The sequence below is a fragment of the Flavobacterium sp. genome (assembly GCF_040382755.1).
Taxonomy (GTDB): Bacteria; Bacteroidota; Bacteroidia; order Flavobacteriales; family Flavobacteriaceae; genus Flavobacterium.
The window spans coordinates 1-18,076 of record NZ_JBEIET010000033.1; the positions used below are offsets into that span (position 1 = coordinate 1).

General features: G+C 32.4%; 17 protein-coding genes. 9 read left to right on the forward strand and 8 right to left on the reverse strand.

Features of this window, described 5'->3' with window-relative positions; all coding sequences use genetic code 11:
• The 4 genes from ABWO04_RS04980 to ABWO04_RS04995 form a co-directional block, all read left to right on the forward strand.
• The coding region (locus tag ABWO04_RS04980) for a phosphoglycerate kinase (RefSeq protein ID WP_353077881.1) at nucleotides 1-598 on the forward strand (598 nt) is incomplete at its 5' end.
• Between the two features lie 138 nt (nucleotides 599-736).
• On the forward strand, nucleotides 737-1,207 hold the full coding sequence (locus ABWO04_RS04985; protein ID WP_353077883.1) for an OsmC family protein: 471 nt from the start codon (nucleotides 737-739) through the stop codon (nucleotides 1,205-1,207).
• A gap of 226 nt (nucleotides 1,208-1,433) precedes the next feature.
• Nucleotides 1,434-3,137, forward strand: a complete 1,704-nt coding sequence (locus ABWO04_RS04990) for a lytic transglycosylase domain-containing protein (RefSeq protein WP_353077885.1) — start codon at nucleotides 1,434-1,436, stop codon at nucleotides 3,135-3,137.
• A 119-nt stretch (nucleotides 3,138-3,256) separates the two neighbouring features.
• A complete protein-coding gene (locus tag ABWO04_RS04995; protein ID WP_353077887.1) occupies nucleotides 3,257-3,703 on the forward strand; it encodes a GNAT family N-acetyltransferase in 447 nt (148 codons plus the stop codon).
• 9 nt (nucleotides 3,704-3,712) lie between these two features.
• Here ABWO04_RS04995 and ABWO04_RS05000 read toward each other — a convergent pair whose 3' ends face one another.
• The 4 genes from ABWO04_RS05000 to ABWO04_RS05015 all read right to left on the reverse strand — a co-directional run bounded on the left by ABWO04_RS05000 (nucleotide 3,713) and on the right by ABWO04_RS05015 (nucleotide 8,848).
• Nucleotides 3,713-4,534 carry an OmpA family protein gene (locus ABWO04_RS05000; RefSeq protein WP_353077889.1) on the reverse strand — a complete coding sequence of 274 codons (822 nt, stop codon included), beginning with the start codon at nucleotides 4,532-4,534 and terminating at the stop codon, nucleotides 3,713-3,715.
• 1 nt (nucleotide 4,535) lies between these two features.
• On the reverse strand, nucleotides 4,536-6,170 hold the full coding sequence (locus tag ABWO04_RS05005; RefSeq protein ID WP_353077891.1) for a S41 family peptidase: 1,635 nt from the start codon (nucleotides 6,168-6,170) through the stop codon (nucleotides 4,536-4,538).
• A 65-nt stretch (nucleotides 6,171-6,235) separates the two neighbouring features.
• The gene (gene rnpA / locus ABWO04_RS05010; RefSeq protein WP_353077893.1) at nucleotides 6,236-6,610 is read right to left on the reverse strand and encodes a ribonuclease P protein component; all 375 of its coding nucleotides are present in this window, start codon (nucleotides 6,608-6,610) and stop codon (nucleotides 6,236-6,238) included.
• A gap of 129 nt (nucleotides 6,611-6,739) precedes the next feature.
• Nucleotides 6,740-8,848 carry a M13 family metallopeptidase gene (locus ABWO04_RS05015; RefSeq protein WP_353077895.1) on the reverse strand — a complete coding sequence of 703 codons (2,109 nt, stop codon included), beginning with the start codon at nucleotides 8,846-8,848 and terminating at the stop codon, nucleotides 6,740-6,742.
• A gap of 144 nt (nucleotides 8,849-8,992) precedes the next feature.
• Between ABWO04_RS05015 and ABWO04_RS05020 the strand changes: the two genes are divergently transcribed.
• Complete coding sequence (locus ABWO04_RS05020) at nucleotides 8,993-9,667, forward strand: SCO family protein (RefSeq protein WP_353077897.1); 675 nt, start codon at nucleotides 8,993-8,995, stop codon at nucleotides 9,665-9,667.
• Here the strand turns inward: ABWO04_RS05020 and ABWO04_RS05025 are convergent.
• Together ABWO04_RS05025 and ABWO04_RS05030 are read right to left on the reverse strand one after the other, a co-directional pair.
• Complete coding sequence (locus ABWO04_RS05025) at nucleotides 9,664-10,794, reverse strand: ATP-binding protein (protein ID WP_353077899.1); 1,131 nt, start codon at nucleotides 10,792-10,794, stop codon at nucleotides 9,664-9,666. The two genes, ABWO04_RS05020 and ABWO04_RS05025, sit on opposite strands and share 4 nt — an antisense overlap.
• 3 nt (nucleotides 10,795-10,797) lie before the next feature.
• The gene (locus tag ABWO04_RS05030; RefSeq protein WP_353077901.1) at nucleotides 10,798-11,667 is read right to left on the reverse strand and encodes an aldo/keto reductase; all 870 of its coding nucleotides are present in this window, start codon (nucleotides 11,665-11,667) and stop codon (nucleotides 10,798-10,800) included.
• A 355-nt stretch (nucleotides 11,668-12,022) separates the two neighbouring features.
• On the opposite strand from ABWO04_RS05030, the gene ABWO04_RS05035 reads away from it, so the two are divergent.
• Nucleotides 12,023-12,931 (forward strand): NAD-dependent epimerase/dehydratase family protein, encoded by a 909-nt coding sequence (locus ABWO04_RS05035; RefSeq protein ID WP_353077903.1) that lies wholly within the window; start codon nucleotides 12,023-12,025, stop codon nucleotides 12,929-12,931.
• A gap of 74 nt (nucleotides 12,932-13,005) precedes the next feature.
• On the opposite strand, the gene ABWO04_RS05040 is transcribed toward ABWO04_RS05035, so the two are convergent.
• On the reverse strand, nucleotides 13,006-15,297 hold the full coding sequence (locus tag ABWO04_RS05040; RefSeq protein WP_353077905.1) for an SLBB domain-containing protein: 2,292 nt from the start codon (nucleotides 15,295-15,297) through the stop codon (nucleotides 13,006-13,008).
• 79 nt (nucleotides 15,298-15,376) lie between these two features.
• On the opposite strand from ABWO04_RS05040, the gene ABWO04_RS05045 reads away from it, so the two are divergent.
• Entirely contained in the window at nucleotides 15,377-15,901 is a 525-nt protein-coding gene (locus tag ABWO04_RS05045; protein ID WP_353077907.1) for a UpxY family transcription antiterminator, read from the forward strand.
• Between the two features lie 10 nt (nucleotides 15,902-15,911).
• On the opposite strand, the gene ABWO04_RS05050 is transcribed toward ABWO04_RS05045, so the two are convergent.
• A complete protein-coding gene (locus ABWO04_RS05050) occupies nucleotides 15,912-16,850 on the reverse strand; it encodes a WYL domain-containing protein (RefSeq protein WP_353077909.1) in 939 nt (312 codons plus the stop codon).
• A 311-nt stretch (nucleotides 16,851-17,161) separates the two neighbouring features.
• On the opposite strand from ABWO04_RS05050, the gene ABWO04_RS05055 reads away from it, so the two are divergent.
• Complete coding sequence (locus ABWO04_RS05055) at nucleotides 17,162-17,425, forward strand: hypothetical protein (RefSeq protein ID WP_353077911.1); 264 nt, start codon at nucleotides 17,162-17,164, stop codon at nucleotides 17,423-17,425.
• Between the two features lie 94 nt (nucleotides 17,426-17,519).
• The gene (locus ABWO04_RS05060; RefSeq protein ID WP_353077913.1) at nucleotides 17,520-18,026 is read left to right on the forward strand and encodes an ArsR family transcriptional regulator; all 507 of its coding nucleotides are present in this window, start codon (nucleotides 17,520-17,522) and stop codon (nucleotides 18,024-18,026) included.
• Nucleotides 18,027-18,076 lie beyond the last annotated feature (50 nt).

An 18,076-nucleotide genomic window follows, 5' to 3' on the forward strand; every position in this document is an offset into this window, starting at 1 on the left:
AGTGTCTTCTAAAATCACCATTATTGAAAACATTTTAGACAAAGTAGACCATATGATTATTGGTGGCGGAATGACGTTTACCTTCATTAAAGCGATGGGCGGAAATATCGGCGATTCTATTTGTGAAGACGACAAAATGGATTTGGCTTTAGACATTATGAAACAAGCTACGGCAAAAGGTGTAAAAATTCATTTACCTGTAGATGTTTTAGCCGCTGATGCGTTTTCTAATGATGCGAATACACAAGTAGTAAATGTGGCTGAAATCCCTGCTGGATGGCAAGGTTTAGATGCGGGTCCAAAAACATTAGAGCAATTTAAAGAAGTAGTTTTAAACTCAAAAACCATACTTTGGAATGGACCAATCGGTGTGTTTGAATTGCCAACGTTTGCTAACGGAACCATTTCCCTTGGCGATTTTATTGCCAAATCTACTAAAAACGGCTGTTTCTCTTTAGTTGGAGGTGGTGATAGTGTTGCTGCGGTAAAACAATTTGGTTTAGAAGACAAAATGAGCTACGTTTCTACAGGTGGCGGCGCGATGTTGGAAATGTTAGAAGGAAAAACGTTACCAGGTATTGCTGCTATTTTAAGTTAATTGTTGTTTTAGAATATTAAAAATGAAATGATTATTGGCATTTGCTTATCAAAATCAGAAATTATTGATATGAGAATGAACTTCAGGATATAAACCATAGAAGCCATCGATATTTGAGGAACAATAAATATAGTTAAAATGACACACGAGCACAATTATAAGCTAACTACGAAATGGACAGGCAATACAGGAGAAGGAACCAAAAACGTTCGAACATACGATCGTAGCCACACGGTTAGCATTCAAGGTAAACCTGAATTATTCCTAACAACAGATAATCCTGCCGTTGGCGACAAATCGAAATTAAATCCTGAAGATTTATTAGTTTCTGCCATTTCTTCTTGTCATATGCTTTCCTACCTATACTTGTGTTCGTTGGAAGGAATTGTCGTTACGGCATATACTGACAATGCTTCAGGAACTATGATTGAAAACGCAACCGGAGGCGGAAGCTTCAAAGAAGTTACTTTAAATCCAATTTTTTATGTTTCAGATGAAAGCACGGTAGAAAAAGCGATTGAATTACACCACAAAGCTCATGAAATAAGTTATATCGCCAATTCTGTGAATTTTGATGTGAAGTGTAATCCGACATGTTTAGTAGCTTAAAGTAATCTAAAGCCCTATGATTATAGCCTTTTTGTTTAGTTGAAACCAATAATAAACAATCAAAATCACCGACGAAATCCCTAAAAAAACGTTAAAATGAAAATTTAAACGTTAAAAATTGGGTAGTTAGCAATAAATAAAATATATTTGCGTTTATACAAGTAATTGTATATTAATGATTTAGATAAAATACTCCGGAATTTATGGAGCAAAAACATATAAAAGCATGAAAAAATTAGTTTTACTAACCCTTGGTTTTTTTCTGTCAAACGTAATGTTGGCACAAGAAAGCAAGGATATAATTCCAACTCTTTTTACACCAAAAATATCGTATTTAGATTCTCTTAAAGCTACGTTTTCAAACCACGCCACAAGTAATTGTATCGACGAAAGATGGCTGAAAGAATTGTCTGATGCTACCTTGTCAAATGAAATGTTTTTTGATATTGAAAACATGAATATCGACGAAAAAGTGGCCTATAACTTAGACACGGAAGTATTAAAAAAGCGATTACGAAAATTAGACGTGCAATCTCCATTTGTAATTGAATACAATCCAGCATTGGAAAACGTAATTAAATCGTTCTTAAAAAACAGAACTAAAAGTTTTGAAAGACAAATGGCGCTAGCAGAATATTATTTTCCATTATTTGAAGAAAAATTATCAAAATACAATTTGCCTTTAGAAATTAAATATTTAGCTATTGTAGAATCGGCTTTACAGCCTAAAGCAAAATCTAAAGTTGGCGCCGGTGGTTTATGGCAATTCATGCCAGCAACTGGTAAACAATACAAATTAAACATTTCTACGTATGTAGACGAGCGTCATGACCCAATAAAATCAACCGAAGCGGCTTGTCATTATATGATGAATATGTATGCTATTTTTGGCGATTGGAGTTTGGTTTTAGCTTCGTACAATTGCGGACCTGGAAATGTTTCTAAAGCCATTAGACGTTCTGGTGGAAAAACAGATTATTGGGAAATTAGAAAATATTTGCCAAGAGAAACGGCTAACTATTTACCTGCTTTTTTAGCTACGATGTACATTTACGAGTTTAAAAAAGAACATGGTTTGGTGCCTAAAAAAGCAGAAATGACGTATTTTGAAACCGATACCGTTATGGTAAAACAAGCCATGACATTTAAGCAATTATCGGATTTATTGGATATTTCAGAGGAACAATTGGAATACTTAAATCCAATTTATAAATCAAAATACATTCCTTCAATTGACGATGAATATTTTTATTTACGCTTACCGAAAAATAAAATTGGGATTTTTGTTTCGAACGAAGAAAAAATATATGGCTATTTAGCATATTTAGAACAAGAAAAAGAAAGAAACCTTCAGTTAGCACTACAAGCTAAAAAACGCGACAGTATTGCCAAACAAGATTCTTTAGCAGTAGCCGCAAGTCTTGTAGTTGCGAATAACGAACCTGTGGAGATGGAAGAAGTGCTTAAGAAACGCACCAAAGAAGTAGTAAGTAAAAACTTCCATAAAGTGAAAAAAGGGGAAACACTAAGTCAAATTGCCGACAAAAATAACGTAAGTATTGTTAATTTAAGGAAATGGAACAATATTAAAGGGAGTACTATTAATGCCGGACAAAGTTTAGTGATACAAACTACCAAAAAAGTCACGGTCAACGAGGTCGTCAAAAAACCGAAACCGAAAACCGAAATAATTGAACCAGAAGTTGAAAATGCAGTTGCTGTAAATACTGAAAAACCAACAGAAAATAAATATTCTTCTGCGAAAAGCAAAATTGAAATCAAAGAAGATTATTACATCGTACAAAAAGGAGATTCTATTTTTTCAATCACTAAAAAGTTTCCGAATTTAACGACTGACGATTTAAAAAAGAAAAACGATCTGAAAACAGATAATATTCAACCCGGAATGAAACTGAAAATACAAGGATAAACCTTTGCTTTTTATATAATTTAAACCTTTGTAAAAGTGTTATTTTTAATAAACTTTCACAAAGGTTTTTTGTTTCAACTCGTAAAATGGTTTAGTTTTGTCAATCTATTAAAAATAAAATGATTCAATTTAAAATAAAGCCGTTTCACGAATTAACTACTGACGAGCTATATGCATTGTTGCAACTGCGCTCAGAAGTGTTTGTAGTGGAGCAAAACTGCGTATATCAAGACATTGATGGGAAAGACCAAAAAGCCATTCATATTTTAGGGTATTCCGACGGAGTTTTAGTGGCTTGTTCACGCCTTTTTAAACCGAAAGATTATTTTGAATTCAGCTCAATAGGTCGTGTAATTGTAAAAGAATCACACCGAGATAAAAAATTTGGTCACGAGTTGATGCGCGTTTCTATAGATGCGATTACATCACTTTTTCAGGAAACAAAAATTACTATTTCTGCCCAATTATATTTGCAAAAATTCTACGAAAGTCACGGTTTTTTTGTAGTTGGCGAAAGTTATTTGGAAGACGACATTCCGCACATTGAAATGAAAAAGGTAGGGTAAAAATTCGGATTAAATCTTCGTAATCACCAATTCCACTCTTCTGTCAAATTGCTCATCTTTGCCTATAGGTTGCGTATTTCCATATCCTTTAAAAGTCATACGGACTTTGCTAATACCCCGATTATGAAGAAATTTATAAACCCTTTCTGCTCTATTTTTTGATAATTCTCTTTTTCGTGTTTCTATGTCAACAGCATCTTTATGAGGCGGCGGTGTACAGCAAACATGACCTTGAATTTCAATTTGAATATTGGGATATCTTTTTAACAAAACAACAATCGTTTCAAGTTGTTTTATAGCGCTTTGTTTAAGTCTGCTGCTGCCACTATCAAAAAGTAATTTATCTAAATATACCCGATCGCCAACTAATGCATTTTTTCTAATAGTTTTGTATATTCCGGGGATATTTAATTCTTCCACTACTAAAGGTTTAAAATTCAACACCACATCTACTCGGCGGTTTTTAGCTCTGGCCTCGGGAATATCTTCTTCTAAATCTTCATCAATAAGTACCTTGCCTTTTCCTTCAATTTTTACAATAATTTTATATTTCACCCCTTTTTTTACCAACATATTTTTGACACTATTGGCGCGGTCTTGAGACAATTTGTAGTTGTAATTTATTTTCCCCACATCGTCGCAATAGCCATAAATAGAAACACTTTGAAGTCGCGTGGTATCAATCAAACTTAAAAAATAAACTACCGCTTCTGATTGTAAAGGTTTTATTTCACGCACATCGGTATCAAAATAAATAGAATGCACGGTTTCTTCTTGTGAAAACCCAAGAAAAGAAGCAACTAAAAATAGAAATACGACTATTTTCTTCATTTTATTTTTTTAATATTTGTTTGTATTCTGTTGGATTATTTAATATTTGTTGCGCTTTTTGCACATCCGAATATTTAGTAGAAACATAATCGTAAAACGCGTTACGATAGCCGTATCTTAATAATAATTCTTGTAAAAGAAGACGCTTAATTTCTTCTTTGTTTTTATCTAACTCTTTGTCTTTTGTTTTTTCAATGGCGGCTTCCAATTGTTTGATTTCAAGTTGTAAGTCGGCATCAATTTTATCCTTTTTTGCGGCTTCTAATAACGTTTTTAAAGATTTATCTGTGTTGCTATTTATTTCTACTTTTTCTTTCTTTAGAAACGCTTTAAACTCGTTGTATTCAGCTTCTGAGATATTGTTTGCGCTTTTTGCGTTTGGATTTCTGTAATACAATACGTTGGCAAATTCAAAAACAGCATCTGAGTTCGCAATACTTAAACTGGTGGCGCTTTTTTTCATATCTGCAATTTCTACATCAGGCAACACACCACCACCATCATAAACAATTCTTCCTCCTTTGGTTTTAAAAGCGTTATATTCTTTTTCAGATGTTTTTATGGCTTTTCCATTGGCGTCTTTTTTGCTATAATCAGTTGCTTGTATACATCTACCAGAAGGCGTATAATATTTTGAAATAGTAACTTTTACCTGTGTGCCATACGTTAAATTAAATGGACGTTGTACCAATCCTTTTCCAAAACTTCTATTTCCTACAATGACTGCACGGTCTAAATCTTGCAATGCGCCCGAAACAATTTCCGAAGCAGAAGCACTTCGGTCATTTACAATAATTGCTAATGGAATTTCAGTATCAACGGGTTCGTTTTTCGTTTTATAAATATGATTATGCGTTTTGTTTTGCGATTTTGTTGTGGTAATAATTTCTTCTTTTGGCACAAATAAATTACAAATATTAACCGCTTCGTGAAGTAACCCGCCTGGATTGTCTCGTAAATCTAAAATAATTTTTGTAGCGCCCTGTTCTTTTAAAGCCAATAAAGCCGCTTTTGTTTCTGCAGAAGCTTTTTCGTTAAATTTTTGAAGCACAATATAACCTGTTTTGTCGCTTAATAATTTGTAATACGGAACGGCTTTTATTTCTACTTCATCTAAAATAATTTGTCCTTTTTTTTCTATTCCTTGACGGAAATATACGATGTCAATTTTAGTGTTTTTAGCACCTTTAAGCAACTGAGAAGCATCTTCTTTAAAATCTTTAAGTGACACATCTCCAATTTGGGTAATAACATCACCAGCTTTAAAACCGCCTTTATCGGCTGGCATATTTTCGTATACTTCTTTTAAGATTATTTTATCATCTTTTCGTGTTATAATGGCGCCAATTCCGGTATATTCTCCCGTATTATTTATTTTAAATTTAAGCACATCTTGCTCATCAAAGTAAACGGTATACGGATCCAATTCGCTTAGCATACTTTTTATAGCCACATCCATTAAGTTGCCTGGATTGGTTTCGTCTACATAATTTTGGTTGACAATTTTGTACAGATTCGTAAAAATTTCAATTTGTTTGGCTAAGGCAAAAAAATCGTTTTGAAAACTTACGGCCACAAATAAAAATCCCGCTACAAGCGTGGGAATAAGTACCTTTTTTTTGTTTAAAAAACTCATAATTTATGGAATAATATTTTTACTAATTTAATTAAAATCTTTGAAAACAAGCGTTTGTTTTTAATTTACTTTATGGTTTCACTAAATTTTTGAAACAATTGTATGGTTTTTTCTTCAATTTCTTGATACGATAACTTTTCTTTGGTTTGATAAAAAAACATAAAAGCATAAGGCTTTTGAAGGTTATCTTTCAATAGATTTTGATTTAAACGATAACATTCTCTTAAAACCCGTTTAAAGTAATTTCGGTCAACCGCTCTTTTAAAATATTTTTTAGAAACGGAAACGCCCATTAGTACTTTTTCCAAATTGTTTTCATCCGTATTTTCTACAAAAACCAGCCGTAACGGATATTTAGATATCGATTTTCCTTCAGAAAACAAACGTTCAATTGTTTTATGGCTTTTTAGTTTTTCGTTATTTGGATAAGAAAATTGCATAAGGCAAATGTATAAAAAAGGAAACGGTATAAAAAGAAAAACCTGTCATTCTAAATGTAGTTCAGAATTTCAGGTTTTTCTTTTTAAAATAGCTGAAACAAGTCCAGATGAACAAAATCAAGTTTCTTTTTACCAAATTTTTACTCTTTTTTCTGGAGCAATATACATTTTGTCGCCGGCTTTTATATTAAATGCTTTGTAAAAAGATTCAATATTTTGAAGCGGCACATAGGCTCTGTATTGTCCTGGCGAGTGTGTATCTGTTTTTACTTGGTTTTTAATAGCTTCATCACGCATTTTACTTCTCCAAATGGTAGACCAAGAAAGGAAAAAACGTTGTTCAGGTGTAAAACCATCAATTAATCCAGGATTTCCTTTTTCTTTCAAGTAAATTTGCAATCCGTCATACGCTGCGTTTACACCACCTAAATCGCCAATATTTTCACCTAATGTAAATTTACCATCTACATAAATTCCTGGTAACGGTTGTAAAGCAGAATATTGATCTGCTAAAGCTGTTCCTAACGTGGTGAATTGTTTTAAATCTTCATCGCTCCACCAGTTAATTAAGTTTCCTTCTGCGTTGTATCTTGAGCCTGAATCATCAAATCCGTGAGAAATTTCGTGACCAATTACGCCCCCAATTCCACCATAGTTTACGGCTTCATCTGCTCTGTAATCGTAAAAAGGCGGTTGTAAGATAGCAGCAGGGAACACAATTTCGTTATTGGTTGGGCTATAATAAGCGTTTACCGTTTGAGGCGACATTCCCCATTCTTCTTTATTGACTGGTTTTCCAAGTTTTGAAACGTTTTCTTTGGTGCTCCAACGGCTGATGGCCAAAGAATTTTCGTGAAGTGTTCCGCCTTGTTCAGGGCTTTTTATTTGTAAAGCACTATAATCTTTCCAAGTATCTGGATATCCTATTTTTACACGGAATTTTTTTAATTTTTGAATCGCGTTTGCTCGTGTTGCAGGTGTCATCCAAGGTAAATTATTGATACGATTTTCGTATGCTTTAAATACATTAGCAATCATTGCTTCTGCTTTTGTTTTCGCTGCAGCTGGAAATTTTTTCTCAATATATAATTTTCCTAAAGCTTCACCTAAAACACCGTTTACCGTTGCTAAAGCTCTTTCCGTAGCAGGTCTTTGTTTTACGGCGCCAGATAAGGTTTTGCTGTAAAAATCCCAATCTGTTTTTTCAATTTCGGTGGTTAATTCGTCAGCATTCGAACGTAAAAGCGTCCATGTCATATACGCTTTCCAATCGTCTACTTTATTTTCTTTTAAAATAGCGTCTAATTTGGTTAAATATTTCGGTTGCGAAACTACTACAGAATCCAATTTACTAAACCCAGATTTTTCAAAATACGCAGACCAATTGTTGCTTGGCGCTATTTTTTGTAAATCGGCAACCGACATCGGATTGTATGTTTTACGACGGTCACGTCTTTCTACTCGGTCTAAAGTTGGTTCAGATAAAGAGATTTCGAAAGCCAAAACCCTTGCTGCTTTTTCAGAAGCGGTTTTTGGATCCATACCTAAATAGCCAAACATTTTAGCAATGTGTAACACGTACTTTTCTCTTTTTTCTTTCGTGTCAGGCTTGTCAGACATATAATAGTCTTTATCAGGCAAACCTAAACTTCCAGTTCCTACATATACTACATTTTTGTTGCTGTTTTTAGCATCGGCACCTACAAACGCACCAAAAAACCCTAAACCAGCATCGGCTTTGGTTTCAACTAAAAGATTCATTAAATCTGTGCTATTTTTTACCGCATTTATTTTTTCTAAATAAGGTTGAATAGGTGTGATACCAAGTTTATTTCTAGAAACCGTATCTAAAATCGATTTGTATAAATTAACGGCTTTTGCTTGATCCGATTTTGGGTCTAAGTTTTTATTTGCAACGGCTTCGTTTAAAATAGCCATTACATCATCATCCGTGTTTTTTCTTAATTCATCAAAACTTCCCCAACGGGTTCTGTCGGCTGGGATTTCGGTTTTATCCAGCCACGTTCCGTTTACATATCTAAAAAAATCTTCGTTTGGCGTTACAGAAGTATCCATAAACTCGGTTCGAATTCCGACTTTTTCTGATTTTGCCGCTAGGGCATCACCAGATAAGCCGTCTTTTCCTGGTTGTCCATCTTTTCCAATTGTGACAGAGCAACTTTGAAAAAACACAACTAAGGCAATTGCTACACTAACTTGTATGGTTTTGTTTTTCATTTTATAATTTTTTAAAAGGTTGGTTTTTATTGTTATGTGAATTACAAATCTATTAAAAAAACTAGAATTATTTTAAAATTGAACCTTTAAATACATTCTGTATAATTAAAAATAGTGTTATTTTTGTAAAAAAATAGCCTTCAAATGTTCAAATATAAAAAACTATCTGTCTTTTTTGTGGGGTTACTTGTTGTGATTTTCATAGCAATTTACACATTATTAAACAGAAAAACGCTGCCCATAATTACCCCTCGAGATGTAAATCCGGAATTGGTAGATTCTTTAGTGCAACATATTGGATATAATCATAAAATAGCGCCATTTGCGTTTACCAATCAAAACGGAAAAAAGATTACAAATAAAGACTATGAAGGCAAAATTTATGTAGCCGATTTCTTTTTTACGACTTGCCAAACCATTTGCCCAAAAATGACCGATAACATGGTTTGGTTGCAAAACAAAATAAAAGACAATCCGAAAGTGAAACTGCTTTCTCATTCTGTTTTTCCAGATGAAGACACGGTTGAGGTATTAAAAAAATATGCTAAAGAAAAAGGAGTTTTAGATGAAAAATGGAATTTAGTTACAGGAAATCAGCAAGAAATTTATAAAATTGCACGTCAATCGTATTTGGTTGTAAAAACAGGTAAACCTGAAGAGCTTTACGATATGGTGCATACCGAAAATTTTGTTTTAGTAGATCAAAAAGGCAGAATTAGAGGGTTTTACAACGGATTAAATATCGATAAAACCGTTAAAGGCGAAAAAAACCTTACTCAATTAGTGGAAGATATTGAATTTTTATCTGAGAAAGATTAATTGTATTTCATCTTTCTTAAAATTCTCAAACTGTGTTTAAAGCTTAGAAAAGCCATTGAATTTTGATAGGCTTTTAATACACTTTTAGCATCAATTAGTTTTTGTTTGGCATCTGTAAATCCGTTCAAATAACAAATCATTAATGTGGGTGCAATTCTTAAAACATCTTCTTCTACAACCGCTTTGTTTTTTTCTAATTTCTCGAGGGTATTCTTAACAGAATTGTAAATATGAAAAAGTAGTTTTTTATTGTATTGCGGTGGTTCAAAAAGCATTTCGGTTTGCATTTTATAATAGCCGTTATCATAAAAAGAAAAGGTTAACCGCTCTAATGGATAATAACTGGTGGCGTCATTTAAACCTAATTTTACATATTCTGTAATCGTAAAACTATCGTCGTCATAATGAATAATTACCTCGTCTTGATTGGAATAAAATAGCTTAATTTGTTCGTTCATCAACTCAATAGCTACACGCGAATAATACGTTTCGTTTCGCACTACGTGTTTTTTTCCAGCCCAACACACCACAAAATTTTCTTTAAACACACGGTATTGATTATCCAAATCTTTATGTCTGACTGTAATAAAATCCAACACACTTTCTAAAGTATGTGCAATGCTATTTCTTGAATTATTTTCAATACTAATTACCGCTGCAACATTTGATTTTGAAACCGCAATTTTTTCTTCAGTGGGCACCGTATTACTTCCAACTCTCACAAAAGTGCTATTTGTTGCAATTGTGTAAATATTTTTCTTGAAATAAGAGATTTTATTTTTCGGTTTAATTGTAACCAAACCAACCACTCTTTCTTTTGGTAAATTTGGGAAGGAAATATTATCGTAGGTTATTTTTGGTGGATTTTCTAAATAGGCGTTTACCAGGTTTTGAATTCGGCTATCATCAAAAAAATCATCACCAACTATTTCATTATCGTCATCTTCAACTCCAACAACAATATACGAATTATTAAACGGGTTGGAATTGGATAAGGCGCAAATGTGTTTTAAAAATTTGCCCTTTCCTTCTTTGGTATGCAAATTTAATTGGCGTTTTTTATCATAAAAACTATTTTCGTTATTATGAGCCAATAAATTTTTAACCAAAAGCCGTTTATTAATCATAATTTAAGGAATTTTAGTTCCAATACTTTCGGTCCAAATAGCAAACCAATCTTCTAATTCCAATTCAAAACCTTGTAATTTTTTCAAGTTTTTTATACGATCAATTTGTGTGGTTCCAACTACAGGTTGAATGGCTGCAGGATGTTTTAAAACCCAAGCCAAAAGCAATAAATCATCAGAAACACCATATTTTACGGTTAGTTTTTGAAGCAATTCTCGTAATCGAATGGTTTGCGGAATAGCTTCTTTATATACAGAACCTAAAGGATTCCAAGCCATAGGTTGAATATTATGAAGTGCCATATAATCCAATTCGCCATTTAACATAGGTTCTAAATGCGTAGCGGAAAACTGAATTTGATTACAGGCTACGGAACTATATTTTTTAATTAAATCAGTTTGTGAAGGCGTAAAGTTAGACAAACCAAAAACGCGTATTTTTCCAGAATTTTTAAGTTCTGAAACAGCTTCAGCAATAACTTCTGTCTCCATAAGCGGACTCGGTCTGTGTAAAAGCAATACATCAATATATTCGGTTTGTAAATTCTTTAATGAATTTTCTACGCTCCAAATAATATGTTCTTTTGTATAATCATAATGTTTAATGCTATAATCTCGTTCCTCACAAACATATTTTATACCACACTTGGTAATAAATTGCACATCTTTTCTGTCAATATGCATTTTAGCCCAAGCATTCCCAAAATCGGCTTCTGTGGTATAGCCTCCATAAATATCAGCATGGTCAAAAGTGGTTATGTCTTCAGTTAAGAAAGTTTCGATACGTTCTTGTATTGCAGAAATATTAAATTTTCTTCCCCAAGCACCCCAATTCATGGTGCCGGCAATTAATTTTGAATGCTCTTTTGACATATTGATATATTTTCAATAAAAATAAAAACTATTTTTTAATTAATCTTATAATTATGTTTTATTTGAAACTTATTTAAGGATTCGAACTAAAATACGGCGCTTTTTTATTTTAGTGAACAGCTTGTAAATTTTTGTCTACAAATATAATTTCTTATAAAAAGAAACATTTTATAAAAAAACCACTAGTGTTTTTGTTCTTAATTAATATAAATTTGTCCTAAAAACAAATTTTTTTTACATTTTAAATACCTGATAATAAGCACATTAATATATTAACGTGTAATTTTATTACTACAAAATTTAGGTTTTTTATGAGTTTATGTTGTAAATTTGCGTTCTTAAATAAGAAACATTTATGAGCCTAATCGTATTAACCGGAACAACGGGATATATTGGACAAAACCTAACCAAATATTTTAATTCGAAATCAAAAAAAAACAAGTCCATTTCACTTCGATTTCAAAATTGGCATAAAATGATGCCTTTAGAAACCGAAACCATAATACATTTAGCGGCAATTAATTTAAACCCTCAAGATAGCGCTTTTGATGAAGAATATTTTAGAGTAAATACTGAGCTTACCTCTAAACTATTTCGATACTTTTTAAATTCAAATGCTAAGACTTTTATATTTTTAAGCACAACAGAGTTAATTGATAAACATATATATGAAGTAACAGAAGACGCAAAAGTAAATCCAACCAATCCTTTTTTACAGTCTAAATTAGATGCGGAACAGTTTATTTTAAAACAAAATTTGCCAGAAGGGAAACGCGCTATTATTTTACGTGTGGCTCCTGTTTATGGAAGAGAAACCAAAAGCACATTACACGACACCTTTAGTTTTTGTAAGCGTTTTCCTTGGTTTTTTGGCGTTTTTGATACAAAACAATCCTTTTGTAATATTGACAACCTTACCGAAATTATTGCTCAAATAGCTGAAAACACTAGTGTTTCATCTGGAATTTATAATGTAGCAGATAGCGACCCCATTTCCTCTGTTCAATTAGTTAATTGGATTGCAGAAGTTTTTGATAAAAAAGCGAAAATTATTAAAGTGCCAAAAGGAATATTAAATTTATTTGCAAAAATAGGAAATATGTTCAATTGGGAATTTAATTCTAAAAAGCTTTTCGAATTGTCACATTCAAGAATTATAGTTGGGAATAAAATACTAGCGGCGCTAGACAAAAATAAAATGCCAGTGGATACAGAAACGGCCGTACTTAAAACTATTGAATATTACAATTCTATTAAAATTTAACTCACTACATGAATATAAAAAAAGGGAATCAATAGATAGTATTGATTCCCTTTTTTTACTTGCATTTAAATGGTTTATTTAAAAACAGCAAATAATATTCCTGCCAAACTAGTTAATACACTGGCAATACCTACAATTTCTCCAGTACTTGCTTTTGTTTTCTCAGGTTTTTCAGGCACAATAATTTTACTACCTGCCAATACCTTTGGATATTTTCTAATTCCTAAAACAGAACCTGCTGCACTTGCTGAACCATTGGCATGTACTACATATACTTTTTTCATCCAACCTTTTTCGGCAGTACCTCCGGCATTTTTAATGTAATATTTAATGTTTTTCCCTTTTCTAAAAGGCACTTCCGTTTCAAACATTACACCACCAGAAATAAGTACAGTAGATTTTTTATTTGGAATTATTATTTTGTCTTCTGATTCTAAAATTAAATTACTGTTGCTAAGTGGTTTGTTGTTAATTAGTTTCCAATCTATTGGAATGTGCAACTCATTTCTAATCACGCTGATAGCTTCAGTATCTGCTTCGTTGGTTACGCCACCCGCTCTTGTTATAAAATCTAACAAACGTTCTTCGCTTTTAACAATTGCATACCCACCAGGATACAATACTTCTCCAGAAACACTTACCATTTGAGGCGTTTCAAACGTAACAATTCTTCTTACTACCACTTGGTCTTGTGGTTCTAATAAAAATGTAGCGGCTTGTTCTGGGTTCTTTGGGTCAATAGTAAGATTAAACGTGATTATTTTTTCTTTATCGTTTGGATTATATGCATCGTCTTTTTTGTTTCTAAATACTGTAACATTACTAGCGGCTTTATCTGTAAAAAAATCAGATTCTAGTAGTAAATCATACAAACTCATTCCAGGGACATAAGTATAATTGCCTGGTTTACGAACTTCACCATCAATGGATAATTTGTAGGTATCCAATAATTCTTGATTATAAAACACCACAACAACATCTTCTTTTTGAAGTGTCATGTTTGCTGCTTCGTTGCCATTAAGTGCGCTTTGTAAGTTAAAACTGATGTATTCTTTTGTTAAATCGTTTTTCTGACGAATTAAAGAGGCTTTTTCTAAAAACACATTTTCAGCAACACCATCTGCTTTTTTTAATAAATCTTTAATAGTCATGGTACCGTTAGCCGGAAGACTATATTCTCCAGGGCGATATACAGCGCCTTTTATCTGTACACGATTTTCATAACGAGCTAAAATTTTATCTACGCTAATCAAATCTCCTGCATTAGGAAGATACGCGCCAAAAGTCATTTCGTTCAAATCGGTTACTTTTAATTCAGAATTGGTTTTTTGTTTCACCAAAATTCTATTTTTGTAGGCGTTATCTGTAAAACCAGAAGCATACGAAATAATTTGTTTTAAATTTTCACCAGCAACTGTTTCAAAAATCCCAGGTCTTTTTATTTCGCCTTCAAGCGTAACTCGGGCTTCATAACTTGGAATACGAATCATATCGTTATCCGTAAGAGACACATTATCACTTTGGTCGCCTTTGGTTAAAAAACGATACAAATCAATGGTGCGAATAATTTTGTTATTTCTAATTAATTCTATTTTTCTATAACTTCCAATATCGCTAGGCCCTCCGGCAACATGTAAGGCATTATATACCGTACTCATAGCACTTAATCTGTAATTTCCCGATTGTTGGGCACCAATTATAGTTACTAAAATCGTTCTGTAATTAGAAACACTAACCGATAACTTACTTCCATTACCAGCAAGCGTGCTGTATATTTTTCCAATTTGTTTTTGTAATTTATTTTTAGCAGCCTCAAAAGCAAGTCCGCTTAAAAATACTTCGCCAACATTAGGAACATTTATAGTTCCGTTTTTAGAAATAGTGCCAGAATAATTAAATTGTTGCACCCCATATACATTAATATCCAATTGATCCCCAGGGCCTAAAATATAGTTGGGCGGCGTGGGCATGTTCTGATTCGGTTCAAACGATAAGCTTTTAGTGGTAAACAATTCAGATCCAAAAACATCCATTTTCTTCTTGGTAAGACGTACGGTATCTTTCAATTCTGGCTTGTATATTATTTCTTTTTTTTCTTTTTGAATATTTTGTTGTGTACCAAGTGTTTCAAGCCTTACTTTTAATTGCGCAAACTCAGACGAAGACATTCCCTTTGCAAGCGCTAATGGTTCCGCTTGTTCCAAAGTCATTTGATTGGCTTTTAGTTCTTTTCCAATTTGGGCAATTTCTGCTTCACTAAATTGTGATGCTTTTACTTGACTCAAATCCTTTCCTTTTAAAAACTCTTGACCAAATGACAAAAGCGTAAACAGTGTAAAACAACCAACTAGAAAAATGCGTTTCATAAATGAAGTATTTAAAATTCTGTGCAAAGGTAATAAAATCTTTATTGGTTATACAAAACTATAAGTTGCTATTCTAAAATTGTATGAAATTCCTGTTTTACAACAACCTGTTTCAATCTTATATAAATTAAAGTATATTTGCACCATGAACTGGTACGCGATATACACCAAACCCCGTAACGAAAAAAAAGTTGCCGATAAATTAGAAGCTATTGGCATTGAGTCCTATTGCCCTACAATCACCTCCATAAAACAGTGGAGCGATAGAAAGAAAAAAGTGACTTCGCCCGTATTGCCTTCTTACGTGTTTGTAAAAATTACGGAACCTCGTCGTAACGAAGTTTTTGATGTACCTGGTGTGGTACGATATGTGTTTTGGTTGGGCAAACCCGCAATTATTAGAGAAGAAGAAATAGAATTATTAAAAGCATACCTTACCCAAGATTATACATCTGTAGTTCAAACGACGTTACAACGTGGCGACAAGCTAATAGTGCCTTCAGGCCCCTTTAAAGGACAAGAAGGCGTCATAAAAAACACAACAAATACCAAAATTCAATTGGTATTAGAATCTTTAGGAATTTTATTGACGTTAGAAAAATAAGCAACGAAATTTAGTTGCTAAAAGGTTGATCATTAAATATATTTCGGTATACTAATGGTTTTTTAGAATTATTTATAGCCACATTTTCAGCAAGTACTTTTTCATAATATTCTTTAAGTTCCAGAGGTTCTATAATTTTTATATTATACATCCACTGAAAAATCCAACCCAATAATTCTCTATTTATACCACATTCTAGCGTTAAAATTAAATTGCCCTTATTTTTTTTAATTTGTTGAGATGCATGCCAAGTATGACTTTTAATGAAGTCACTCAATACCGAAGCAATTTCTATTTTAATAGTATATATTGTTGAATTAATATTTTTTGTAATTCCAAAACGCGAATTCAGTTCTTTTAAAACGGATATTTTATACTCATTTGGATGGCATTTATGAGTAGTGATTTTAACACCACTTAATTGTCGAATGCTATAAAAAACAACAGATTTTCGCGCCACATGATACCCACCTATATAATAACTATTTCGATGCAAAACCAACAAAACGGGTATGATTTGAATCGATTGCGTGGTAAAAGAAAAGTTATCGCCTGTTTCGTCATTTTTCAATTTTGTAATCAGCATTTGTTTTTGAGTAGAGATGGCTTTTTCAACGATATTGAAATTGCTTTTTTCAATCGCATTAAATAAGGGTAATCCAAATGAAGTTGCCGTTTCATAATCTGAAAAGCCCAAAGGAATATCGGTTGACAAAGTATGAGAAATAAAATAAAACTTCTCTTTTCCTAGAAAATACGTTTCCATTTGCTCGCCATCTTTCAATAACAATTTAATTTCTTTTAAATCGCGCTGTATTTGTCGAATACTTTTTGGCGTTCCTTGCAATTCATATATTTTTTGTAATCCGACTAAAGAAAATGGATTTTGCTGTAACTCTTGATAAATATAATTTACCAATCTTACTTTTGAATTTTTAAAATATGTCATTTTATGTCATTTGTAGAAACAAAACTACAATTATTTTTTCAAAACATTTAAAGTAATTCGATTTTTTAAAACGCTGATTTTTAATATATTGTTAATATTACACTGTTTTTTTTAGGAAAAAAGCAACTACTTGGGCTAAAGTTGGCCTAAGTTAGAAGTTAATAGTCAAAAAATAATACGTAATTTTGCAGTATTAGTATTAATTTTAGTAGAAATTAGACGTGTTAGTCGTAAAATTACTACAAATTTTAAAACTAATGGACTGTAAAAAATTGCTTAACAGATTAAAAATCATTCAGATAAAATAAAATATGAATTCAGAAAACCCTATTTTTATTTTTGACCCGATTATTCCACAAAAAGAGTGGCCTACCATTCGTAAAATAAGTATAAAATTTAAAGATATTCTTATTTTAAAATGGATTAGTTTTAACAATACCAATATATACCGCAGACATTATCTTAAAGTAACGTATAAAAATCAACAAGTAAAACACATTTCCATTTCGCTTTCCACTAAAAACGACTTGAAACAACACGTTAAAATTTTTAATCAACATTTAAAAACAAAATAAATGCATCCCGTTTTTTAGAAATCCGAATTTTTTATTTACTAAAAGTTTGAAATTAAAAAAAAACGAGTACTTTTGTTATTCAAAATAAAACCCTGTGTTAGCCAACTTAATTACCTCTAAAACCCGATTACGCCTGCTAGTGAAGTTTTTCATTAACGCGGCTAACGAAGGTTATTTAAGAGGTTTGGCTACAGAAATGAACGAAAACACAAATGCCATTCGTAAAGAGTTAAACAATTTATCCGATGCCGGGTATATTTTACGAGAGGAACAAGAATCAAAAGTAGTTTACCGCGCCAATAAAAAACACCCATTATTTTCACTATTGCAACAAATTGTTCGAAAACACGTTGGTTTAGACGATATTATTGAAGCAGTTGTAAGCAAAATTGGTGAGGTGCAGCGCGTATATCTAATAGGTGACTATACAAAAGGTTTCGATTCGGGAGCGATAGAAGTGGTTATAGAAGGCCCTTTTATTAATCTGAATTATTTAGAACATCTGAAACCAAAAATAGAAAACGAAATTCAAAAAACCATCACTTTTCATACCACAAAACAGTATGAAGGCGATGGTTTATTAGTTTTCGAACAAGAATAAGAAGACCAAATTCGGTTTTCAATACCCGCCAGTTAGCCCAATTATGGGAC

Excerpts from the sequence above, each read along its gene's own strand:
- ABWO04_RS05055 (WP_353077911.1), top strand. The coding sequence starts at position 17,162 with ATGAATTCAGAAAACCCTATTTTTATTTTTGACCCGATTATTCCACAA.
- ABWO04_RS05005 (WP_353077891.1), bottom strand. The coding sequence starts at position 6,170 with ATGAGTTTTTTAAACAAAAAAAAGGTACTTATTCCCACGCTTGTAGCG.
- ABWO04_RS05000 (WP_353077889.1), bottom strand. The coding sequence starts at position 4,534 with ATGAAGAAAATAGTCGTATTTCTATTTTTAGTTGCTTCTTTTCTTGGG.
- ABWO04_RS05020 (WP_353077897.1), top strand. The coding sequence starts at position 8,993 with ATGTTCAAATATAAAAAACTATCTGTCTTTTTTGTGGGGTTACTTGTT.
- rnpA (WP_353077893.1), bottom strand. The coding sequence starts at position 6,610 with ATGCAATTTTCTTATCCAAATAACGAAAAACTAAAAAGCCATAAAACA.
- ABWO04_RS05040 (WP_353077905.1), bottom strand. The coding sequence starts at position 15,297 with ATGAAACGCATTTTTCTAGTTGGTTGTTTTACACTGTTTACGCTTTTG.
- ABWO04_RS04995 (WP_353077887.1), top strand. The coding sequence starts at position 3,257 with ATGATTCAATTTAAAATAAAGCCGTTTCACGAATTAACTACTGACGAG.
- ABWO04_RS05050 (WP_353077909.1), bottom strand. The coding sequence starts at position 16,850 with ATGACATATTTTAAAAATTCAAAAGTAAGATTGGTAAATTATATTTAT.
- ABWO04_RS05025 (WP_353077899.1), bottom strand. The coding sequence starts at position 10,794 with ATGATTAATAAACGGCTTTTGGTTAAAAATTTATTGGCTCATAATAAC.
- ABWO04_RS04985 (WP_353077883.1), top strand. The coding sequence starts at position 737 with ATGACACACGAGCACAATTATAAGCTAACTACGAAATGGACAGGCAAT.
- ABWO04_RS05030 (WP_353077901.1), bottom strand. The coding sequence starts at position 11,667 with ATGTCAAAAGAGCATTCAAAATTAATTGCCGGCACCATGAATTGGGGT.
- ABWO04_RS05035 (WP_353077903.1), top strand. The coding sequence starts at position 12,023 with ATGAGCCTAATCGTATTAACCGGAACAACGGGATATATTGGACAAAAC.
- ABWO04_RS05015 (WP_353077895.1), bottom strand. The coding sequence starts at position 8,848 with ATGAAAAACAAAACCATACAAGTTAGTGTAGCAATTGCCTTAGTTGTG.
- ABWO04_RS04990 (WP_353077885.1), top strand. The coding sequence starts at position 1,434 with ATGAAAAAATTAGTTTTACTAACCCTTGGTTTTTTTCTGTCAAACGTA.